The 20,585-nt window shown below is 57.1% G+C and carries 15 protein-coding genes; 7 read left to right on the top strand and 8 right to left on the bottom strand.

What is annotated here, in order from left to right; genetic code table 11:
• Positions 1–9 precede the first annotated feature (9 nt).
• Positions 10–888, top strand: a complete 879-nt coding sequence (gene hslO, locus BWI95_RS09495; protein ID WP_054802627.1) for an Hsp33 family molecular chaperone HslO — start codon at positions 10–12, stop codon at positions 886–888.
• A 334-nt stretch (positions 889–1,222) separates the two neighbouring features.
• Positions 1,223–2,842 (top strand): phosphoenolpyruvate carboxykinase (ATP), encoded by a 1,620-nt coding sequence (gene pckA / locus BWI95_RS09490; RefSeq protein ID WP_054802628.1) that lies wholly within the window; start codon positions 1,223–1,225, stop codon positions 2,840–2,842.
• Between the two features lie 62 nt (positions 2,843–2,904).
• Here pckA and feoC read toward each other — a convergent pair whose 3' ends face one another.
• The 5 genes from feoC to greB all read right to left on the bottom strand — a co-directional run bounded on the left by feoC (position 2,905) and on the right by greB (position 9,093).
• Positions 2,905–3,144 carry a [Fe-S]-dependent transcriptional repressor FeoC gene (gene feoC / locus BWI95_RS09485; protein ID WP_054802629.1) on the bottom strand — a complete coding sequence of 80 codons (240 nt, stop codon included), beginning with the start codon at positions 3,142–3,144 and terminating at the stop codon, positions 2,905–2,907.
• Positions 3,145–3,155: 11 nt separating this feature from the next.
• The gene (feoB, locus tag BWI95_RS09480; RefSeq protein WP_076769391.1) at positions 3,156–5,474 is read right to left on the bottom strand and encodes a Fe(2+) transporter permease subunit FeoB; all 2,319 of its coding nucleotides are present in this window, start codon (positions 5,472–5,474) and stop codon (positions 3,156–3,158) included.
• Positions 5,475–5,504: 30 nt separating this feature from the next.
• The gene (gene feoA / locus BWI95_RS09475) at positions 5,505–5,732 is read right to left on the bottom strand and encodes a ferrous iron transporter A (RefSeq protein ID WP_023482091.1); all 228 of its coding nucleotides are present in this window, start codon (positions 5,730–5,732) and stop codon (positions 5,505–5,507) included.
• 449 nt (positions 5,733–6,181) lie between these two features.
• Positions 6,182–8,518, bottom strand: a complete 2,337-nt coding sequence (locus BWI95_RS09470) for a Tex family protein (protein WP_054802736.1) — start codon at positions 8,516–8,518, stop codon at positions 6,182–6,184.
• Positions 8,519–8,619: 101 nt separating this feature from the next.
• Positions 8,620–9,093: a transcription elongation factor GreB gene (gene greB, locus BWI95_RS09465; protein WP_023482054.1), complete on the bottom strand. Its 474-nt coding sequence runs from the start codon at positions 9,091–9,093 to the stop codon at positions 8,620–8,622.
• Positions 9,094–9,310: 217 nt separating this feature from the next.
• Between greB and ompR the strand changes: the two genes are divergently transcribed.
• Positions 9,311–10,030 (top strand): osmolarity response regulator transcription factor OmpR, encoded by a 720-nt coding sequence (gene ompR, locus BWI95_RS09460; protein WP_006177890.1) that lies wholly within the window; start codon positions 9,311–9,313, stop codon positions 10,028–10,030.
• Positions 10,027–11,379, top strand: a complete 1,353-nt coding sequence (gene envZ / locus BWI95_RS09455; RefSeq protein WP_054802631.1) for a two-component system sensor histidine kinase EnvZ — start codon at positions 10,027–10,029, stop codon at positions 11,377–11,379. The genes ompR and envZ overlap by 4 nt, the downstream gene beginning before the upstream one ends.
• Positions 11,380–11,421: 42 nt before the next feature.
• On the opposite strand, the gene bioH is transcribed toward envZ, so the two are convergent.
• Positions 11,422–12,192 (bottom strand): pimeloyl-ACP methyl ester esterase BioH, encoded by a 771-nt coding sequence (gene bioH / locus BWI95_RS09450; protein ID WP_076769390.1) that lies wholly within the window; start codon positions 12,190–12,192, stop codon positions 11,422–11,424.
• Positions 12,193–12,230: 38 nt separating this feature from the next.
• Here bioH and gntX point away from each other — a divergent pair, with 38 nt between their 5' ends.
• The 3 genes from gntX (at position 12,231) to gntT (ending at position 15,477) form a co-directional block, all read left to right on the top strand.
• Positions 12,231–12,914: a DNA utilization protein GntX gene (gene gntX / locus BWI95_RS09445; protein ID WP_054802632.1), complete on the top strand. Its 684-nt coding sequence runs from the start codon at positions 12,231–12,233 to the stop codon at positions 12,912–12,914.
• Positions 12,915–12,972: 58 nt separating this feature from the next.
• Positions 12,973–13,548: a Fe-S biogenesis protein NfuA gene (nfuA, locus tag BWI95_RS09440; RefSeq protein WP_023481993.1), complete on the top strand. Its 576-nt coding sequence runs from the start codon at positions 12,973–12,975 to the stop codon at positions 13,546–13,548.
• 612 nt (positions 13,549–14,160) lie between these two features.
• Complete coding sequence (gntT, locus tag BWI95_RS09435; protein WP_054802633.1) at positions 14,161–15,477, top strand: gluconate transporter; 1,317 nt, start codon at positions 14,161–14,163, stop codon at positions 15,475–15,477.
• 437 nt (positions 15,478–15,914) lie between these two features.
• Here gntT and malQ read toward each other — a convergent pair whose 3' ends face one another.
• Entirely contained in the window at positions 15,915–17,996 is a 2,082-nt protein-coding gene (gene malQ, locus BWI95_RS09430; RefSeq protein ID WP_076769389.1) for a 4-alpha-glucanotransferase, read from the bottom strand.
• Positions 17,997–18,005: 9 nt separating this feature from the next.
• Positions 18,006–20,399 carry a maltodextrin phosphorylase gene (gene malP / locus BWI95_RS09425; protein WP_076769388.1) on the bottom strand — a complete coding sequence of 798 codons (2,394 nt, stop codon included), beginning with the start codon at positions 20,397–20,399 and terminating at the stop codon, positions 18,006–18,008.
• Positions 20,400–20,585 lie beyond the last annotated feature (186 nt).

Below are 20,585 nucleotides of genomic sequence, written 5' to 3'. Positions count from 1 at the left end.
GAGAAAAACATGGCCAATCAAGACCAATTACACCGTTACCTTTTTGAAAACTATGCCGTGCGCGGCGAGCTGGTAACCGTCTCCAATACCTGGAAAGAGGTGCTGGAAAACCACAACTACCCTCTGCCGGTGAAAAACCTGCTCGGCGAGTTACTGGTTGCCACCAGCCTGCTGACCGCAACGCTGAAGTTTGCCGGTGATATTACCGTGCAGGTGCAGGGCGATGGCCCGATGAGCCTTGCGGTGATCAACGGCAACAACCGTCAGCAGATGCGCGGCGTCGCACGCGTACAGGGCGAGATTGCGGACGATGCAAGCCTGAAAACGCTGGTGGGTAACGGCTATCTGGTGATTACCATTACGCCGGAAGAGGGCGAGCGCTATCAGGGCGTAGTTGGCCTCGAAGGCGAAACGCTGGCCGAATGTCTGGAAGATTACTTCCAGCGCTCCGAACAGCTGCCGACGCGCTTGTTTATCCGCACCGGTGATGTCGAAGGCCAACCGGCGGCAGGCGGTATGCTGCTGCAGGTGCTGCCGGCGCAGGATACGCAGGCGGAAGACTTTGAACACCTGGCCGTGCTCACGGAAACCGTCAAAGCGGAAGAGCTCTTTACCCTGCCGGCGAATGAAGTGCTGTGGCGTCTCTATCATGAAGAAGAGGTCACCCTTTACGATCCGCAGGACGTTGAGTTCAAGTGCACCTGCTCGCGCGAGCGCTGCGCAGGTGCGCTGAAAACCCTGCCGGATGAAGAAGTGGACAGCATCCTCGCCGAAGAGGGCGAAATCGATATGCACTGCGATTATTGCGGTAACCACTACCTCTTCAATGCAATGGATATTGCGGAGATCCGCAATAACGCCTCCCCTGCCGACCCCCAGGTTCATTGATAGCAGTTATTAATCGCCGCCTCCGGGCGGCGTTTTTGTCTCGCCGATCACGTTTCCGTTAAAATCCTGCCTGTAAGTGTTACGTAATTCTCTTTCATGAAAGCGATTACAGTCACAAAGCAAAGGTTAAAAATGCCGTCCCGCGCCGTTTTAAGAACATTTCCCCGATGAATGTAATAAATTTTGGCATAATCCGTGCCGTTAAGTGACCTCAATCACAGCGTTTTCGTCAGACTGGGCTTTGAGCCAGGTAAATCTATGAACCTCGTCCCGGTTGCGGCAAAGAATCACCCCTACACTTTCAGGCAGTACATTTTGGCTAAGGAGCAGTGACATGCGTGTTAAGAGTTTAACCCCGCAAGATCTCAAGGCTTATGGAATCAACGATGTTCAGGATGTCGTTTACAACCCCGATTACGAAACGCTGTATCAAGAGGAACTTCGTCCGGACCTGGAAGGGTATGAGCGCGGCGTATTGACCACCTCAGGCGCGGTTGCCGTCGATACCGGCATCTTTACCGGCCGCTCACCGAAGGATAAGTACATTGTTCGCGATGACACCACACGCGATACCGTCTGGTGGTCTGATAAAGGCAAAGGCAAGAACGACAACAAACCGCTCTCGCCACAAGTGTGGCAGCATCTGAAAGGCCTCGTCACCGAACAGCTCTCCGGCAAGCGTCTCTTTATCGTCGATGCCTTCTGCGGCGCCAACCCGGACACCCGCCTCGCGGTGCGCTTTATTACGGAAGTGGCCTGGCAGGCCCATTTCGTCAAAAACATGTTTATTCGCCCGAGCGACGACGAGCTGGCAGAGTTCACGCCGGACTTTATCGTGATGAACGGCGCGAAGTGCACCAACCCGCAGTGGAAAGAGCAGGGCCTCAACTCAGAGAACTTTGTTGCTTTCAACCTGACCGAACGCATCCAGCTGATTGGCGGGACGTGGTACGGCGGTGAGATGAAGAAAGGGATGTTCTCAATCATGAACTACCTGCTGCCGCTGCAAGGGATCGCCTCGATGCACTGCTCGGCGAACGTCGGCGAGAAAGGCGATGTCGCCGTCTTCTTCGGCCTCTCCGGCACCGGCAAAACTACCCTCTCCACCGATCCGAAGCGCCGTCTGATTGGCGATGATGAGCATGGCTGGGACGACGACGGCGTCTTCAACTTTGAAGGCGGCTGCTACGCGAAAACCATTCGTCTCTCTGAAGAGGCGGAGCCCGATATTTTCCATGCTATTCGCCGCGATGCGCTGCTGGAAAACGTCAGCGTACGCGCCGATGGCAGCATCGACTTTGACGATGCGTCGAAAACCGAGAACACCCGCGTCTCCTACCCGATTTACCATATCCAGAATATTGTTAAACCGGTCTCGAAAGCGGGTCACGCTACCAAAGTGATCTTCCTGACGGCGGATGCCTTCGGTGTGCTGCCGCCGGTATCGCGCCTGACCGCCAGCCAGACGCAGTATCACTTCCTCTCCGGCTTTACCGCTAAGCTGGCCGGCACCGAGCGCGGTGTCACCGAGCCGACGCCAACCTTCTCCGCCTGCTTTGGCGCAGCCTTCCTGTCGCTGCACCCGACGCAGTATGCCGAAGTGCTGGTAAAACGCATGCAGGCTTCAGGGGCGCAGGCTTACCTGGTGAATACCGGCTGGAACGGCACCGGCAAACGCATCTCCATTAAGGATACGCGTGCGATCATCGATGCCATTCTCAATGGTTCGCTGGACGATGCCGAAACCTTTACCCTGCCAATGTTTGACCTGGCGATCCCGACCTCGCTGCCGGGCGTTGAGAGCCGTATTCTCGATCCGCGCGGAACCTACGCGTCGCCGGAGCAGTGGCAAGAGAAAGCCACGCAGCTGGCGAAACTCTTTATTGAGAACTTCGAGAAGTATACCGATACCCCTGCGGGTGCCGCGCTGGTCAGCGCCGGGCCGAAACTGTAATCCGCTTACGCAAGAGAGACAAAACCCGCCGAAAGGCGGGTTTTTTTATGACAATGAGTCGGTTAGCGCAGCATCCACCATTCGCGTGAGCAGGCGGCTTTGCCCTCCGGACACGCTTTGCAGCTGCCGATCAGGCAACCACTCGCCTCCTCTTCAACACGCACCGCGCGCCCCATTGCTTCCAGCCGCGCCAGCATGGCGTCAATTAACGCTTTGGGCGTGTGCAGGGCGAGGCTGAGCTGGCTTGCCTCCATCCGCCCCTGCAACGCCAGCAGATCGCGTACCTCAATAAGCGATGCCATTACGCGACTCCTTAATGACAGTCGCTTGCCGGGCTGTCGCAGCAGCTGGCCACCGTTCTGCGCGTAGCCAGCAGATTCACATTCACGCGGCTGCGCGCCCGGCGCAACACGCTAATCACCAGCACGTTAAACACCACCACCGCCAGGATGCAGGTCATGCTGTAGAGCGGGTGCTGATGGAAGGTGACGGTTTGATAAAAGAGCGTGGAGAGCGAGTAGGCAATATTCAGCCCCCACAGCACCGAGAAGCCCATCCAGCCGCGGCTCGCTTCGCGGGCAATTGCGCCCATCGCCGTAATGCATGGCACGTAGAGCAGGACAAAAATCAGGTAGCTGTAGGCCGCAGCCGCGCTGCCGAATTTCTGGCTCATCACCCCCATTGTGCCGGTCGCCATTTCGCCGTCGCCCTTGCTGGCTTCAATCGGGTTAGCAAGCACGCTCAGGCTGAAGGTCTCTTTGACGGAATTGCCGGTCTCTTCCAGCGCGGCAATTAGTTCATCGCTCAGACTGAATGTGGCCGGATTAAAAGCCTCCTGCTCAATATTTTCCGCGGTGTAGAGCGTGTTGAGCGTGCCGACCACCACCTCTTTTGCCATCGCGCCGGTAACCAGCCCGACCGTTGCCTGCCAGTGATCGCCCTGCACGCCAATCGGCTCTAACAGCGGGGTAAAGACGCGGCTGATAGAGGCCAGCGCCGAGTCGTTGATGTTATGCACCGTGCGGCCATTCAGCGAGAAGCTGTTCATCGCGCTGAGGAAAATGCTGACGATGATGATCACTTTCCCGGCGCGGATAACAAAACCTTTCAGTCGCTGCCAGGTTTGCAGCAGCAGGCTTTTCAGATGCGGAACATGGTAAACCGGCAGTTCCATCACAAACGGCGACGCTTCACCACGCAGCAGCGTGTATTTCAGCATCAGCCCGGTAAGGATCGCCATCACTACGCCCAGCAGATAGAGCGAGAAGACCGCCACCGCACCCTGCTGGCCGAAAAAGGCGGCAGCAAAGACGGCAAAAATCGCCAGCCGCGCACCGCAGGACATAAACGGCGCCATCATGATAGTAATCAGCCGTTCACGCGGTGCATCAAGCGTACGCGCGCCCATTACTGACGGCACGTTACAACCGAAGCCGACAATCAGCGGTACAAAGGATTTGCCCGGCAGACCGAGCGACTGCATCAGGCGGTCCATTACAAACGCGGCGCGCGCCATATAGCCGGAGTCCTCAAGAAAGGACATAAACAGGTACATCATCCCCAGTTGCGGCACCAGTGGCAGCACAGTATTTACACCGCCGCCCAGCCCCTGCGCGAGAAAGACCGTCAGCCACTCCGGGAAGTGCAGCGTATAGCCGAGCCACTGAATGCCGTGGATAAAGATCGCCACGGAGCCGGCATCAAAAATGGGTGAGAACGCCCCGCCAATATTGATGGCGAAGAGGAACATCAGGTACATGACAAACAGGAAGATCGGTAAGCCGAGAAAGCGGTTGAGAATGATGCGGTCAACGGCGGCGGTGAAACGGCTTGGCTCGGCGGTCAGCGTATTGCTGACGGTATCGCAAATCGCGGCGATGGCCTGGTAACGCGCATCGGCGATATGCAGCGCCGGATCGTCCATCTCCGCCTGCAAACGCGAAAGCGCGGCGTTAAGCTGGCTGTCGGAAATATCGGCATTGGCGCGGCTATAGATATCCCCTTCCAGCATCTGCAAACCCATCCAGCGGCGCTGCTGCCAGGGAAGCGCGTCGTGCATCTGCCCGGCCAGCGTATCCGCCTCGCGCGCCAGCGGCAGCGCATAATGCACCAGCTCGACATTGTCATTGGCACGGTGGCGATCGATGGCGAGTTTCAGCGCCTCGATCCCGCGCCCGCGCGTGGAGACCAGCGGGATCACCGGGCAGCCAAGGCGGCTGGTCAGCGCATCGATATCAATGCGCAACTTCTGCTTTTCGGCGATATCGAGCATGTTGAGGGCGATAATGCACGGCACGCCAAGCTCCAGCAGCTGTAACGTCAGGTAGAGGTTACGCTCAAGGTTGGAGGCATCCACGACGTTTATCAGCAGATCGGCATCGCCGTTCAGAATGTAGTGGCAGGCAATCTGCTCATCGAGAGAGGTTTGCGCGGAGATGGTGGTTAGCGAGTAAGTGCCGGGCAGATCAACCAGCGTGACCTGGTGGTCGGTGGTGGTAAAGAGCCCCTCTTTGCGTTCAACGGTGACCCCGGCCCAGTTGCCGACGCGCTGGCGCGCACCGGTTAACTGATTGAATAACGTTGTCTTGCCTGAATTGGGGTTGCCAATTAAGCCAATGGTCATTTTTTTCATTTTATTTCGCACCCCGCGAAAACGTTGCGATTAACGTGAAACCACTTCTAATTTGAGAAAGGCGAGATCTTTTTTTCTTAACACTAAATTAACGCGGCGCGTTTCGATATGCACCGGATCGCCCAAAGGGGCAACGCGAACAACATTAAAAGAGGAGCCGGGCAACATGCCGAGGGATAAAAGTTTCTGCCGCCATGCCGGGCTTATTTCTGGCGAGAAACCGAGAATTTTCCACGCGCTATCAGGAGAGAATTGCATAGAGCCTACTTATCTTTTCTGCGAGTCAATATCACTCATGCGTCGTTGAGACGTACCGTTGGTCATCAAAGAGAGAAGGAGTGAACCTGTGTCTGCGATGATAATGAGAATGGTTTCTATCAGCAATCCAAAGCGTGCGCTTCCGGCGGGGATAATTAAAAAGTTACGCTCTTTTTGATGTAGAACAATATTTTCCACATCGGAATTTTCGGGAACAAATAGTGACGAGAGAGTCAGAATAATAAGAATAAATTTATATTTGGCAGCCTGGTTTAATAACACAGCGAAATATAATAAATGACGTCAATATTAGCTCAATCGCTAAGGGCACACGGAATAGCTTAAATTTCCTCACGATTTTCTTCAGCGAAAAATAAAACCCTAAGCGCAACGGAGAAAATAAGCAGCGGGCGAGAAAAAGCCCTCTTCAGGTGAAGAGGGCTTTTCTATTAGCGTTTCTTACCCATCGCCGCTGCTAGCGCATCCATCATCGCGCTGTTGCCGGCAGGCTGCGTGTCGCGACCGCGCGGTGCTTTAGCCGGACGAGCGGCATTACGGTTGCCGTTATCACGGTCATTACCGTTGCCACCACGGCGCGGCGCGCTTTCACCCGGCTGCTCATTGAGACGCATAGTGAGCGCGATACGTTTGCGTGGCAGATCGACTTCCAGCACTTTCACCTTCACGATATCGCCCGCTTTCACCACCGTATGCGGATCTTCAACGAACTTATCCGCCAGCGAAGAGATGTGCACCAGCCCATCCTGGTGGACGCCGATATCAACGAACGCGCCGAAGTTGGTGACGTTTGTCACCGCCCCTTCCAGCACCATGCCCGGCTGGAGATCGTTAAGGGTTTCAACGCCTTCCGCAAAAGTCGCGGTTTTGAACTCCGGACGCGGATCGCGGCCCGGCTTCTCCAGCTCTTTGATGATGTCGGTCACCGTCGGCACGCCGAACTGCTCATCGGTAAATTCTGACGCTTTCAGCTTGCGCAGCTCGGTGCTGTTACCCATCAGATCGCGCAGAGATTGCTCAGTCGCCGCCAGAATGCGCTCCACCACTGGGTAGGTTTCCGGGTGAACGGTAGAGGCATCAAGCGGGTTATCGCCATGGTTGATACGCAAAAAGCCCGCACACTGCTCAAAGGCTTTCGGCCCGAGGCGGCTCACTTTTAACAGCTGCTGGCGGTTCTGGAACTGACCGTTTTCATCGCGCCAGGCGACAATATTCTGCGCCATCATGCGGGTTAACCCTGCTACGCGTGTCAGCAGCGGCACGGAGGCGGTATTGAGATCGACACCGACGGCGTTCACGCAATCTTCCACCACCGCATCGAGTTTGCGCGCCAGTTGGCTCTGGCTAACGTCATGTTGATACTGGCCGACACCGATAGATTTCGGGTCAATCTTCACCAGCTCGGCCAGCGGATCCTGTAAACGACGGGCAATCGATACTGCGCCACGCAGGGAGACGTCCAGATCCGGGAACTCCAGCGCCGCCAGCTCAGAGGCGGAGTAGACCGATGCCCCCGCTTCGCTGACAATCACCTTCTGCGCCGTCACTTTCGGGAACTGTTTCTGCACATCGAGGAAGAAGCGCTCGGTTTCACGCGAGGCGGTGCCGTTACCAATCGCCACCAGCTCAACGTTATGCTTTTCGCACAGCGCCGCCACGGCCACCGCCGCTTTAGCCGCCTGCCCGGTGTGGGGGTAGATGGTGTCGGTAGCGACCAGTTTGCCGGTGCCATCGACCACTGCCACTTTCACGCCGGTACGTAAACCGGGATCGAGACCCATCGTAGCGCGCAGGCCAGCTGGTGCGGCCATCAGCAGATCGTGCAGGTTGCGGGCGAAGACGTTGATCGCCTCATCTTCTGCACGCTCACGCACGGTGCCCATCAGCTCCGTTTCCAGATGCATCAGCACTTTAATGCGCCAGGTCCAGCTCACCACACCTTTACGCCAGCTATCCGCCGGGGCGTTATTCAGGCGCAGGCCAAGGTGATCGATAATAATTTGCTCGCCGTGGCTCTCTTTTGGCGGCTCATCGAACTGCGGATCGGCGTTCAGCGAAAGTTGCAGGATGCCTTCGTTACGCCCGCGGAACATCGCCAGCGCACGGTGAGAAGGGACGGTGGAGAGCGGTTCATGATGATCGAAATAGTCGCGGAACTTGGCGCCCTCCTCCTCTTTCCCGGCGACAACCGTCGAGACGAGATGGGCGTTCTTCCACAAGTAGTTACGCACTTTCGCCAGCAGCGTGGCGTCTTCCGCGAAGCGCTCCATCAGGATATAACGCGCGCCGTCGAGGGCCGCTTTGCTGTCGGTAACGCCTTTGTCGGCATCCACGAAGGTCGCTGCAAGGGCTTCAGGATCCTGCGATGGATCGTTCCACAGCGAATCGGCCAGCGGTTCGAGACCCGCTTCAATAGCGATATGCCCGCGCGTGCGGCGTTTCGGTTTGTAGGGAAGATAGAGATCTTCGAGTTCAGTTTTGCTCAGGGTGCCGTTAATCGCCTGCGCCAGTTCATCGCTCAGTTTGCCCTGCTCGCCGATCGATTTCAGGATCGCCTGGCGGCGCTCTTCCAGCTCGCGCAGGTAGCCGAGACGGGTTTCAAGTTGACGCAGTTGCGTGTCGTCCAGACCGCCGGTCACCTCTTTACGGTAACGCGCGATAAACGGGACCGTGTTGCCTTCATCAAGCAGGCGAACGGCGGATTCCACCTGTTCGGTTCGTGCCTTAAGTTCACCCGCAATAATGCGGCAGAGCGAATCATTCATCATGTCTTTCATCATCTTCTGAACAAAAAATCAGGGGACAGTTATACGGACTGACACCGCAAAATGCCAGCCGTCGGCGGGCGCTCTCAGACTCATCCGGGCACTTATTTCACGTAGACAATCTCGTTGACGTACCAGGTCGCTTCACCACCCGGTGTCTGCACCACCGCCACATCACCGACCTCTTTTTTCAGCAGCGCGCGGGCCATCGGCGAATCGATGGAGATGTAATCTTTGCGGCCGAAAATTTCGTCGTAGCCGACGATGCGAAAACGCAGGGTGTCGCCATCGTCGTTTTCAATCTCCACCCAGGCACCAAAAAAGACCTTTCCTTCCTGTTGCGGCGAATAATCGACGATTTTTAAATTTTCGAGGCATTTTGTCAGGTAGCGCACGCGACGATCGATTTCACGCAGGCGTTTTTTGTTGTATTGATAATCAGCGTTTTCACTGCGGTCGCCGAGGCTTGCCGCCCAGGTGACCTTTTTTGTCACTTCCGGGCGCTCCTGACGCCAGAGAAAATCGAGTTCCTGCTTCAGTTTGTCGTAACCTTCACGGGTAATCAGGGGCGTTTTCATTGATCGGCCTTATTAATGTCTTCGCTGCACTTTACAAACGGAACGCGGTAAGGTGCGGATTAATCATGCTTTATGTGATGCAATATGCATATAAGCTGCTGTTAAATATGCTTTGTAACAATTTCGACTAGAATGTATACCAGATTTCGCTGGTCGTTAACGCGCACTTTTTTAGAATACGGAAACATTATTGTCGGAACCTTTGGGAGTAAAAACAATGCAAGAGAATTATAAGATTCTGGTCGTGGATGACGATATGCGTCTGCGCGCATTGCTCGAGCGTTACCTTACTGAGCAGGGCTTCCAGGTTCGTAGCGTGGCTAACGCGGAACAAATGGATCGTTTGTTAACCCGCGAATCCTTCCATCTGATGGTGCTGGATCTGATGCTGCCGGGCGAAGATGGTCTCTCTATCTGCCGCCGTCTGCGCAGCCAGAGCAACCCGATGCCGATCATTATGGTGACGGCAAAAGGCGAAGAGGTTGACCGCATTGTCGGGCTGGAGATCGGTGCCGACGACTATATTCCCAAACCCTTCAACCCGCGTGAGCTGCTGGCGCGTATCCGCGCGGTGCTGCGTCGCCAGGCCAATGAACTGCCGGGCGCACCCTCTCAGGAAGAAGCAGTTATCGCCTTTGGTAAGTTCAAACTGAACCTCGGCACCCGTGAAATGTTCCGCGAAGATGAGCCGATGCCGCTAACCAGCGGTGAGTTTGCGGTGCTGAAAGCGCTGGTCAGCCATCCGCGCGAGCCGCTGTCGCGCGATAAGCTGATGAACCTGGCGCGCGGTCGCGAATACTCGGCGATGGAGCGCTCCATCGACGTGCAGATCTCCCGCCTGCGCCGCATGGTGGAAGAGGATCCGGCGCATCCGCGTTATATTCAGACCGTCTGGGGCCTGGGCTACGTATTTGTACCGGACGGCGCTAAAGCATGATGCGAGTGCGTTTCTCGCCGCGAAGTTCCTTTGCCCGCACGCTGCTGCTCATCGTCACTTTGCTGTTCGTCAGCCTGGTGACGACGTACCTGGTGGTACTGAATTTCGCCATTTTGCCAAGCCTTCAGCAGTTCAATAAGGTTCTCGCCTACGAAGTTCGTATGCTGATGACCGATAAACTGCAGCTGGAGGATGGCACGCAGCTGGTGGTGCCCCCGGCATTTCGCCGCGAGATCTATCGCGAATTAGGCATTTCTCTCTACTCCAACGAGGCGGCGGAAGATGCCGGCCTGCGTTGGGCGCAGCACTATGAGTTCCTGAGCCAGCAGATGGCGCAGCAGCTCGGCGGCCCGACTGAAGTACGCGTTGAGGTGAACAAAAGCTCGCCGGTGGTGTGGCTGAAAACCTGGCTGTCGCCCAATATTTGGGTGCGCGTACCGCTCACGGAAATTCATCAGGGCGATTTCTCCCCACTCTTTCGCTATACGCTGGCGATTATGCTGCTGGCTATCGGCGGCGCGTGGCTCTTTATCCGTATTCAGAACCGACCCCTTGTTGACCTTGAACATGCCGCCCTGAAAGTGGGGAAAGGGCAGATCCCGCCGCCGCTGCGGGAGTATGGCGCATCGGAGGTGCGCTCGGTGACCCGCGCCTTCAACCAGATGGCGGCGGGCGTCAAACAGCTGGCGGATGACCGCACGCTGCTGATGGCGGGCGTCAGCCACGATTTGCGCACACCGTTAACGCGTATTCGCCTGGCGACCGAAATGATGGGTGAAGAGGATGGTTATCTGGCTGAATCCATCAACAAAGATATCGAAGAGTGCAACGCGATTATCGAGCAGTTTATCGACTACCTGCGCACCGGCCAGGAGATGCCGATGGAAGCGGCGGATCTTAACGCCGTGCTCGGGGAAGTGATTGCGGCGGAAAGTGGCTACGAACGTGAAATCGACACCGGTCTGCAAGAAGGCGAAATCATCGTGCGCATGCATCCGCTCTCGATTAAACGCGCGGTCGCCAATATGGTGGTCAACGCGGCGCGCTACGGTAATGGGTGGATCAAAGTCAGCAGCGGCACGGAGCTTAACCGCGCCTGGTTCCAGGTGGAAGATGATGGTCCTGGCATCCAGCCGGAGCAGCGCGAGCATCTTTTCCAGCCGTTTGTGCGCGGCGACAGCGCTCGCAGCACCAGCGGCACCGGCTTAGGCCTGGCAATTGTGCAGCGTATTGTTGATAACCATAACGGGCTGCTGGAGCTGGGTACCAGCGAGCGCGGCGGGCTTTGCATTCGTGCCTGGCTGCCGATCCCGGTCGTTCGCCAGAACGGGCAGCTCAAAGAGGTGTAAAGCTGTAGCGCTTTGCCCGGCTGGCAAAGCGCTTTTCCCCTTCTATAACTTCGCTTTCAACGCCAGTAACGCGTCGCAAAAGGCTTCTGGGTGTGACACAAACGGTGCATGCGCCGCTTTCGGGAAGATAATCGACTCGCTTGCGGGCCACATCTCATCGAGCAGCGGCACAATCTTACGCGGCACCAGTCCATCAAGATGACCATACAGACGCAAAAACGGCAGCGACAGGTTTTGTAATTCCTCGCGCAGATCGACCGTCTTCAAAATCTCCAGCCCGCCGTTCAGCACCTCTGTCGACGGCATATCCAGCGATAAGACAGCGCTTTTCAGCAGGCGCGCATCCTGACGGGCTGTGTCGCTGCCCATGGTTTGCAGCGCCAGAAAGCGCTCGACTGTGCGTTGAAAATCTTCACTCAGCTGGTGCTGAAAGCCGGCCAGCACTTCGGGTTTAATTCCCGGCCATGCTTCACGCGCACTGAAACAGGGCGAGGAGGCGACGGTGACCAGCGCGCTCACCCGTTCCGGTGCCTGAAGCGCAACCTGGCTTGCCACCAGCCCGCCGAGGCTCCAGCCGAGCCATATCGCCTTTTCCGGCGCCTGGGCTAAAACGCACTGCGCCATCTGCGCCAGGGTCTGCGCGCCAAAACTGCGACTGCGGCCATACCCCGGAAGATCGACCAGGTGCAGCGTAAAGTGCGAGCTGAGTTCCGCCGTAATGCAATCCCATACTTGTGCATTCAGCCCCCAGCCGTGCAGCAGCACAAGATGCGCATCTCCTTCGCCTTTGGTTTGCCACCAGATGTCACTCATCAGTTATCGTTCTCTTCTTTCACACAAGGAGGTGCCACATGCTAACAGTGCCGGGATTGTGCTGGCTATGCCTGATGCCATTAATGCTCAGCCATTGGGGGGTCTGTTCGCGCTGTACGCGAAGCCTGCAACGACGCGAAAAAGTTTGCCCTTTGTGCGGTTTACCCGCCGCCTGCGAACGGCTTCCCTGCGGGCGCTGTTTACGCCGCGCGCCGCCCTGGCAGCGGCTGATTGCCGTTAGCCGCTATGCGCCGCCGCTCAGCCTGCTGGTGCATCAGTTTAAATTCCATCCGCGCCCGGAGATGGCCCCCGCGCTGGCGCGCCTGCTGCTGCTGACGGTACACAGTGCGCGGCGCATCAATGTGCTGTCGCCGCCGGATATGCTGATGAGCGTGCCGCTGCACGGCCGTCGCCAGTGGCGAAGAGGGTTTAACCAGAGCGATCTGCTGTGCAGAAGCCTTTCGCGCTGGCTGCGCTGCCCTTACCCGCGCGCGGCGCTCAGGCGACAGCGGGCGACGCCGGTTCAGCATCAGTTAGCGGCACGGCTACGTAAAAGGAACGTGAAAAACGCCTTCCGTCTTGAATTGCCGGTGGCGGGTCTCCATATCGTTGTTGTGGATGATGTCGTCACCACCGGCAGCACGGTCGCAGAGATCAGCCAGCTGCTTTTACGCAGCGGCGCAGCCACTGTTCAGGTCTGGTGCCTGTGTCGAACCTTGTAGACCCTCGATGATGGGCGTATTATAACCGAGTAAAATAGTCAACTATTAGGCCATTGCTATGATCCGTATTTCCGACGCTGCCCAAGCGCACTTTGTCAAACTGCTGGCGAATCAGGAAGAAGGGACACAAATCCGCGTATTTGTGATCAACCCAGGCACGCCAAACGCAGAGTGTGGTGTCTCTTACTGTCCGCCGGATGCGGTCGAAGCCACCGATACCGCGCTGAAATTTGAACAACTGGTTGCCTATGTCGATGAGCTGAGCGCACCGTATCTGGAAGATGCGGAAATCGATTTTGTCACCGACCAGTTAGGTTCTCAGCTGACGCTGAAAGCCCCGAACGCCAAAATGCGTAAAGTCTCCGACGACGCCCCGCTGATGGAGCGCGTGGAGTATTTACTGCAATCGCAGATCAACCCGCAGCTCGCAGGCCACGGCGGTCGCGTTACGCTGATGGAGATCACCGATGAAGGCTACGCCATTCTGCAGTTTGGCGGCGGCTGTAACGGGTGCTCCATGGTTGACGTAACCCTGAAAGAAGGCATCGAGAAGCAGCTGCTGAACGAGTTCCCGGAACTCGCCGGCGTGCGTGACCTCACCGAGCACCAGCGCGGCGAGCACTCCTACTACTAAGCCTCTCTGCGCGTTGAGTATATTGCCCGGTGGCGCTTCGCTTACCGGGCCTATTCCTTTATGTAAGCCCTCTCGGTTCAATCTCTATCCGGCTATCCAACCGCTCCATCCTATGAGGCTTTTCCTCTGCCCCGATGGGCCGGATAAGGCGTAGCCGCCATCCGGCAATCAAACCGCTCCATCCCAGTGGCTTTTTCCTCTGCCCCCGTAGGCCGGATAAGGCGTAGCCGCTATCCGGCAATCAAACCGCTCCATCCCAGTAGCTTTTTCCTCTGCCCCCGTAGGCCGGATAAGGCGCAGCCGCCATCCGGCAATCAAACCGCCCAGCCCATAAGCCTGCTCCAGCCACCATCCGGCAAATACCCCCTGCTTTTGCTCCGCTGTTAGTATGACGAAGCTCTCACTTCTTACATTTTGATCCGCCGGGTGATTCTCTTTATCGGGATGTTACCCGTATCATCCCGACCGGCACCGACAAGATAAAAAACATCCGACTACAATTTTCAGCAATGGATGTAAGCCGAAACGGTGCCGCAGCGCGATTTCACCTTTTGAAAACGGCTGCCCGAAAACACTGACGTTACCCATAACAAAATAAAGGCCAGGTAAATCATGCCATTAGTCATCGTTGCTATCGGTGTTGCTCTCCTACTGTTACTCATGATCCGTTTCAAAATGAACGGGTTTATCGCTCTGATCCTCGTCGCGCTTGCCGTGGGGATGATGCAGGGCATGCCGCTGGATGCGGTGATTAAATCGATCAAAGCCGGTGTTGGCGGAACGCTGGGCAGTCTTGCGCTGATCATGGGCTTCGGTGCCATGCTGGGCAAGCTGCTGGCGGACTGCGGCGGTGCGCAGCGCATTGCCACCACGCTGATTGAAAAGTTTGGTCGCAAGCATATCCAGTGGGCGATCGTGTTAACCGGTTTTACCGTCGGTTTCGCCCTCTTCTACGAAGTAGGTTTTGTACTGCTGCTGCCGCTGGTCTTTACCGTTGCGGCTTCGGCGCGCATTCCCCTGCTCTACGTCGGCGTGCCGATGGCCGCGGCCCTTTCCGTGACGCACGGCTTCCTGCCGCCGCACCCGGGCCCAACCGCTATCGCCACCATTTTCCATGCTGATATGGGTAAAACCCTGCTCTACGGCACGCTGCTCGGCATTCCGACAGTGATCCTCGCTGGCCCGGTGTACGCCCGTTTCCTGAAAAATATCGATAAACCGATCCCGGAAGGGCTCTACAACTCAAAAACCTTTAGCGAAGAAGAGATGCCGGGCTTTGGCGTCAGCGTCTGGACATCGCTGGTGCCGGTGATCCTGATGGCGCTGCGTGCCGTGGCTGAGATGGTGCTGCCGAAAGGCCACGCGTTGCTGCCCTACGCTGAGTTCTTCGGCGACCCGGTGATGGCGACAATGATTGCGGTGCTGATTGCGGTCTTCACCTTTGGCCTCAATCGTGGCCGTTCGATGGACGATATCAACGACACGCTGACCAGCTCGATCAAAATCATCGCCATGATGCTGCTGATCATCGGTGGTGGCGGCGCGTTTAAGCAGGTGCTGGTCGACAGCGGCGTGGATAAGTACATCGCCTCAATGATGCATGCCACCAACCTCTCTCCGCTGTTTATGGCCTGGTCGATTGCCGCCGTGCTGCGTATTGCGCTCGGTTCCGCAACGGTTGCAGCGATTACCGCAGGCGGTATCGCGGCACCGCTGATCGCCACAACCGGCGTCAGCCCTGAATTAATGGTGATTGCAGTTGGCTCAGGGAGCGTGATCTTCTCGCACGTTAACGATCCGGGTTTCTGGCTGTTTAAGGAGTATTTCAACCTGACCATCGGCGAAACCATGCGTTCATGGTCCGCGCTGGAAACCATTATTTCAGTATGTGGCCTGGTGGGCTGCCTGCTGTTAGGGATGATGGTATAAGGCGGGAATTGCCGGATGGCGCTTGCGCTTATCCGGCCTACAAATGCGAATCGGTGTGAATGAAACCACATGCCGGATGGCGCTTGCGCTTATCCGGCCTGTGAAGGTGATTCGGTGTGGCTGAAACCACATGCCGGATGGCGCTTACGCTTATCCGGCCTACGAATATGTTTCGGTGTGGCTGAAACCACATGCCGGATGGCGCTTGCGCTTATCCGGCCTGTGAAGGTGATTCGGTGTGGCTGAAACCGCGTGCCGGATGGCGCTTCGCTTATCCGGCTTACGAATATGTTTCGGTGTGGCTGAAACCACATGCCGGATGGCGCTTGCGCTTATCCGGCTTACAGGTTCGGTGTTACTGAAACGGCGTAGGCCGGATAAGGCGCAGCCGCCATCCGGCAATATGCCCGGGCGCATTACGCGACCGGGCATTTTTATTACCGTTTTCCGGCGGCCTTACGGCGGCGGTCGAGATCCTTAATCAGCCTGTTCACCGTCTCATCGGCAAACATCTCCTCCAGCGAAACCGCAAGCTTACGCCGCCAGTTTTGATACTGATCGCTGGTGCCGGGCACGTTAACCGGCGATGCCATATCCAGCCAATCCTCCGGTTGCAGCCCCAGCAGAGCGCTGTTGCTGTCCGCAATATAGCGCTGCAAACCGCGGTTAAGGATCGACGACATCGGCATACGTAACGCCTTTTTGCCCGCGCGCTGCGGCAAGCAGCCATGCTGATGCAGCGCCGCCAGCAGCCCCTGTTTAGCCTGCTCACGATCGTCATATAATCCGCTCAGCAGCTCTTCATCCGGATAGAGGCCCAACGTTTTGCCGAGAGTTAAATCGCCGCTCTCCCAGTAGCCGCGCAGGGTCGGCAGATCGTGGGTGGTGGCAACCGCCATCGACTGCGCTGGCCACGCTTCGGGAGCATGGAACACCTTATCGTCGTTTTCGAAATAGAGCACTTTGTAGGAGTAAACGCCGCTGCGCCGCAGCTTGCCGACGATCTCCTGCGGAACAGTACCGAGATCTTCGCCAATCACCATGCACTGGTGACGGTGACTCTCAAGGGCGAGGATCGCCAGCAGATCGTCAACCGGATAGTGAACATAGGCCCCCTGATCCGCCGTTTCGCCATAGGGGATCCACCACAGGCGCAGCATCGACATCACATGATCGATACGCAGCGCGCCGCAATTTTTCATATTCGCACGCAGCAGATCGACAAACGGCGCATAGCCACGCGCCTGCATGACGTGCGGATCCATCGGCGGTAAGCCCCAGTTTTGCCCCAGCGGCCCAAGAATATCCGGCGGTGCGCCAACGGAAGCTTTCAGGCAGTAAAGCTCACGATCGCACCAGGTCTCTGCGCCGCCTTCCGCCACGCCAACCGCCAGGTCACGATAGAGGCCAATCGGCATCTGGTAACCCTGGCTGGTTTGCCAGCACTCGGCGAACTGCGTAAACGCCAGCCACTGCAGCCAGAGGTAGAAATTGACCTCATCGGCATGCTGCTGGCAAAAGGCTTTAACTTCCGGGCTGTCGATGGATTGATAGCCCTGCGGCCAGGCTGGCCAGCCCCAGCGCAGCGGATCTTCCTGCACCTGGAACGCGTGCAGCGCATCGAACGCCGCCTGCCAGTAGAGGCTGTCGCCCTCCTGCTCTACGAACGCGCGGAAGGCAGCGAACTGCTCATCCCCCTCGCCGCGCTGGCTGAAGCCTTGCCACGCCATGCGCAGTGCCGTCAGCTTGAGCGCAGTGACCGCCGAATAGTCGACCCACTCGCTCTCGCGGGCAGCACGCAGCGCCTTCTGGGTGGCGGCTTTTTTCCACCACGCCTGCGCTGCTTTGCTCTGGGCAAAATCCTCTACTGCGTTAACGTCGATATAGATTATGTTCAGCCAGCGGCGAGAGGACGGGCTATAAGGGCTGGCGCTCTCAGGGTAAGCGGGATAGAGGGCATGAATCGGGTTCAGCCCGATAAACGCGCCGCCGCGCTCGCCGACGCCTGACAGCATCTGTTTCAGATCGCCGAAATCGCCGATCCCCCAGTTGTTTTCGGAGCGCAGCGTGTAGAGCTGCACGCAGGCACCCCACAATTTTTTACCGTCACGCAGCGCCTGCGGCTCATAACAGCGGGCAGGCGCGATAATTACCCGGCACGTCCACTGCTGCTTTTTCTGCGTCAGCGTCAGAGCGTGGTAACCCAGCGCCAGGCCACCCGGCAGCGGCAGATCGTCACCGCCGCTTACTTCGCCCTGGTAGATTTTTTCCGCTTCGGTCGTCAGCTGCCACTGGTATTGCCCCTTCCCGGAGACCACCAGCCGCTTCTTTTTACCGTGAATAAACACCTGTACCGCCGGCACAGGTGCACTATTTACCGTCGCCGGGACAGGGTGCATTGCATCCAGTAACCGCTGTTTGGTCTGCGCACTGATGGACTGCGGTTTACCGTGCGCATTGATGTAATTTGGGCTGATTCCTGCCGTCAGCGCGGCCTGTTCCAGACGTTTACTCTGCATTGCGCTTCCTTAACGTTTTGCCTGCCAGATGCGGGTCTGGTAATCGCGGATCGAGCGGTCAGAACTGAACATGCCGCAGCGCGCAGTGTTGAGGATCGCCGCACGCGTCCAGGCCTCCTGGTCACGATAGAGCACATCCACCTGCTTTTGCGCCTCGACATAGGCGGCGAAATCCGCCATCACCAGGTAGGGATCGCCGCCCTGTTTGCCGATGCTGTGCAGCATCTGGTCGAAGGCATGCTTATCGCCGCCGCTGTATTTCCCGCTCTCCAGCTCTTTCAGTACCGCATCCAGCAGCTTATCTTTTTTACGCCACTTGACCGGGTCGTAACCTTTCGCTTTTAACGCCTTCACCTGCTCAACGGTGTGACCGAAGATAAAGATATTCTCTTCGCCCACCTGCTCAGCGATTTCAACGTTAGCGCCATCCAGTGTGCCGACCGTTAATGCGCCGTTGAGCGCCAGCTTCATGTTGCCGGTGCCGGAAGCCTCTTTGCCTGCGGTTGAGATCTGCTCGGAGACATCCGTCGCCGGGATCAGTTTTTCCGCCGCCGAGACGCAATAATCCGGCAGGAACACCACTTTCAGCTGGTCGCCAATCGACGCATCGTTGTTAATTACGTCTGCCACTTTGTTGATAGCGTAGATGATATTCTTCGCCAGGTAGTAACCCGGCGCCGCTTTTGCACCAAACAGGAAGACGCGCGGCACGCGGTTCGCCTGCGGGTTTTCGCGTATCTCCTTATAGAGCGCAATGATATGCAGCAGGCCAAGGTGTTGGCGTTTGTACTCATGCAAGCGTTTGATCTGAATATCGAAAATCGCTTCAGGGTTGATCACAATACCGGTGCGCGCTTTGACAAATTCCGCCAGCCGCACTTTGTTTTGCCGCTTAATGTCGCGATAGTGCTGGCGAAATGCCGCATCGTCGGCGTATTTCTCAAGATTGATCAACTGATCGAGATCGTTGGCCCACTCTTTTTTCAGCGTCTTATCAAGCAGCGCGGCCAGCAGCGGGTTGCACTGCTTGATCCAGCGGCGCGGCGTAATGCCGTTGGTGACGTTATGGAATTTGCCCGGCCACAGCTGGTGGTATTCCGGGAAGAGATCTTTCACCACCAGATCCGAGTGCAGCGCAGCCACGCCGTTAACGGCAAAGCCACCAACCACGCAGAGGTTGGCCATGCGCACCTGCTTGTCATGCACCACCGCAAGTTTTGCCCACACCGCTTTATTACCCGGCCAGGTCTGCTCAACCTGCGCTTTAAAGCGCTCGTTGATGCGTTTGATGATCTGCATATGGCGTGGCAGCAGCGCTTTCACCAGCGACTCATCCCAGCGCTCCAGCGCTTCCGGCATCAGCGTATGGTTGGTGTAAGCAAAGGTACGGCTGGTAATTGCCCAGGCGTCATCCCAGCTCAGCTGATGCTCATCAAGCAGCACGCGCAGCAGTTCAGGGATGGCAATGGTTGGGTGGGTGTCATTCAACTGGATCACTTCGTAATCCGGCAGTTGCGCCAGCTTGCGTCCGGCCAGGTGATGACGACGCAGAATATCTGCTACCGAGCAGGCGCACTGGAAATATTGCTGCATCAGACGCAACTTCTTACCGGCCTGATGGTTGTCGTTCGGGTAGAGCACTTTGGTGAGCTTTTCAGCGTCGATACCCGTCTGCTCCGCGCGCAGGAAGTCGCCGTCGTTGAATTTGGTGAGGTTAAACGGATGCGCATGAGTCGCCTGCCACAAACGTAGCGGCTGGGTAATGCCATTGCGGTAGCCAATCACCGGTAGATCCCAGGCTTCGCCCACGAGGGTAAAGGCCGGTTGCCACTGCCCCTCTTTACTCACTTTGCCGCCAATGTTGACCTGCACATCCAGCTGTTCGTTGTGGCGGAACCATGGGTAGCTGCGGCGGTGCCAGTCGTCCGGCGCTTCATGCTGCTGGCCGTCGACAAAGGACTGGCGAAATAGCCCGTACTGGTAGTTGAGGCCATACCCGGTGGCGGGCTGGCCGACGGTCGCCATCGAGTCGAGGAAACAGGCCGCCAGACGCCCCAGGCCGCCGTTACCGAGCGCCGGATCGATCTCCTCTTCCAGCAGATCGGTCAGCTGGATATCGTGCGCCTGTAATACGTCGCCGACCGCCTCATACCAGCCGAGGTTCAGCAGGTTGTTGCCCGTCAGGCGACCGATCAAAAACTCCATTGAGATGTAGTTAACGTGGCGCTGCTCCTTCGCCGCTTTTGGCGCAGGCTGCGCCGCCAACAGTTCCGCCAGCGCGCCGCTCACGGCATGCCACCACTGGCGAGTTGTCATTTCCGTTGCAGAGTGAACCCCAAAACGCTGCCACTGGCGCGTCAGGGCCGCTTCAAATTGCGCTTTATCAAACGTTGGCTTTGTCATAAAAATCCGGGTCCTGTGTGAAGATAATCGACATTAGCGCTAGTGTGCAGATCTACGGGAATCACTTCCTCATCCTGGCGGGGATTAGACAGGGAGGAGTAGCGGGGATGAGCGAAAAAGTGTGATCGCCGCCACCTAAAATTTTTATCGCACGGTGAGCCGATAATGAAATGCCGTTTCGGTAAT

This window comes from Kosakonia cowanii JCM 10956 = DSM 18146, assembly GCF_001975225.1.
Taxonomy (GTDB): domain Bacteria; phylum Pseudomonadota; class Gammaproteobacteria; order Enterobacterales; family Enterobacteriaceae; genus Kosakonia; species Kosakonia cowanii.
The sequence above is the reverse complement of the archived record's forward strand: the minus strand, read 5'-3'. Positions and strand labels throughout refer to the sequence as shown.

Coding starts and splice junctions, on each gene's coding strand:
- hslO (WP_054802627.1), top strand. CDS start 10: ATGGCCAATCAAGACCAATTACACCGTTACCTTTTTGAAAACTATGCC.
- pckA (WP_054802628.1), top strand. CDS start 1,223: ATGCGTGTTAAGAGTTTAACCCCGCAAGATCTCAAGGCTTATGGAATC.
- feoC (WP_054802629.1), bottom strand. CDS start 3,144: ATGGCATCGCTTATTGAGGTACGCGATCTGCTGGCGTTGCAGGGGCGG.
- feoB (WP_076769391.1), bottom strand. CDS start 5,474: ATGAAAAAAATGACCATTGGCTTAATTGGCAACCCCAATTCAGGCAAG.
- feoA (WP_023482091.1), bottom strand. CDS start 5,732: ATGCAATTCTCTCCTGATAGCGCGTGGAAAATTCTCGGTTTCTCGCCA.
- BWI95_RS09470 (WP_054802736.1), bottom strand. CDS start 8,518: ATGATGAATGATTCGCTCTGCCGCATTATTGCGGGTGAACTTAAGGCA.
- greB (WP_023482054.1), bottom strand. CDS start 9,093: ATGAAAACGCCCCTGATTACCCGTGAAGGTTACGACAAACTGAAGCAG.
- ompR (WP_006177890.1), top strand. CDS start 9,311: ATGCAAGAGAATTATAAGATTCTGGTCGTGGATGACGATATGCGTCTG.
- envZ (WP_054802631.1), top strand. CDS start 10,027: ATGATGCGAGTGCGTTTCTCGCCGCGAAGTTCCTTTGCCCGCACGCTG.
- bioH (WP_076769390.1), bottom strand. CDS start 12,192: ATGAGTGACATCTGGTGGCAAACCAAAGGCGAAGGAGATGCGCATCTT.
- gntX (WP_054802632.1), top strand. CDS start 12,231: ATGCTAACAGTGCCGGGATTGTGCTGGCTATGCCTGATGCCATTAATG.
- nfuA (WP_023481993.1), top strand. CDS start 12,973: ATGATCCGTATTTCCGACGCTGCCCAAGCGCACTTTGTCAAACTGCTG.
- gntT (WP_054802633.1), top strand. CDS start 14,161: ATGCCATTAGTCATCGTTGCTATCGGTGTTGCTCTCCTACTGTTACTC.
- malQ (WP_076769389.1), bottom strand. CDS start 17,996: ATGCAGAGTAAACGTCTGGAACAGGCCGCGCTGACGGCAGGAATCAGC.
- malP (WP_076769388.1), bottom strand. CDS start 20,399: ATGACAAAGCCAACGTTTGATAAAGCGCAATTTGAAGCGGCCCTGACG.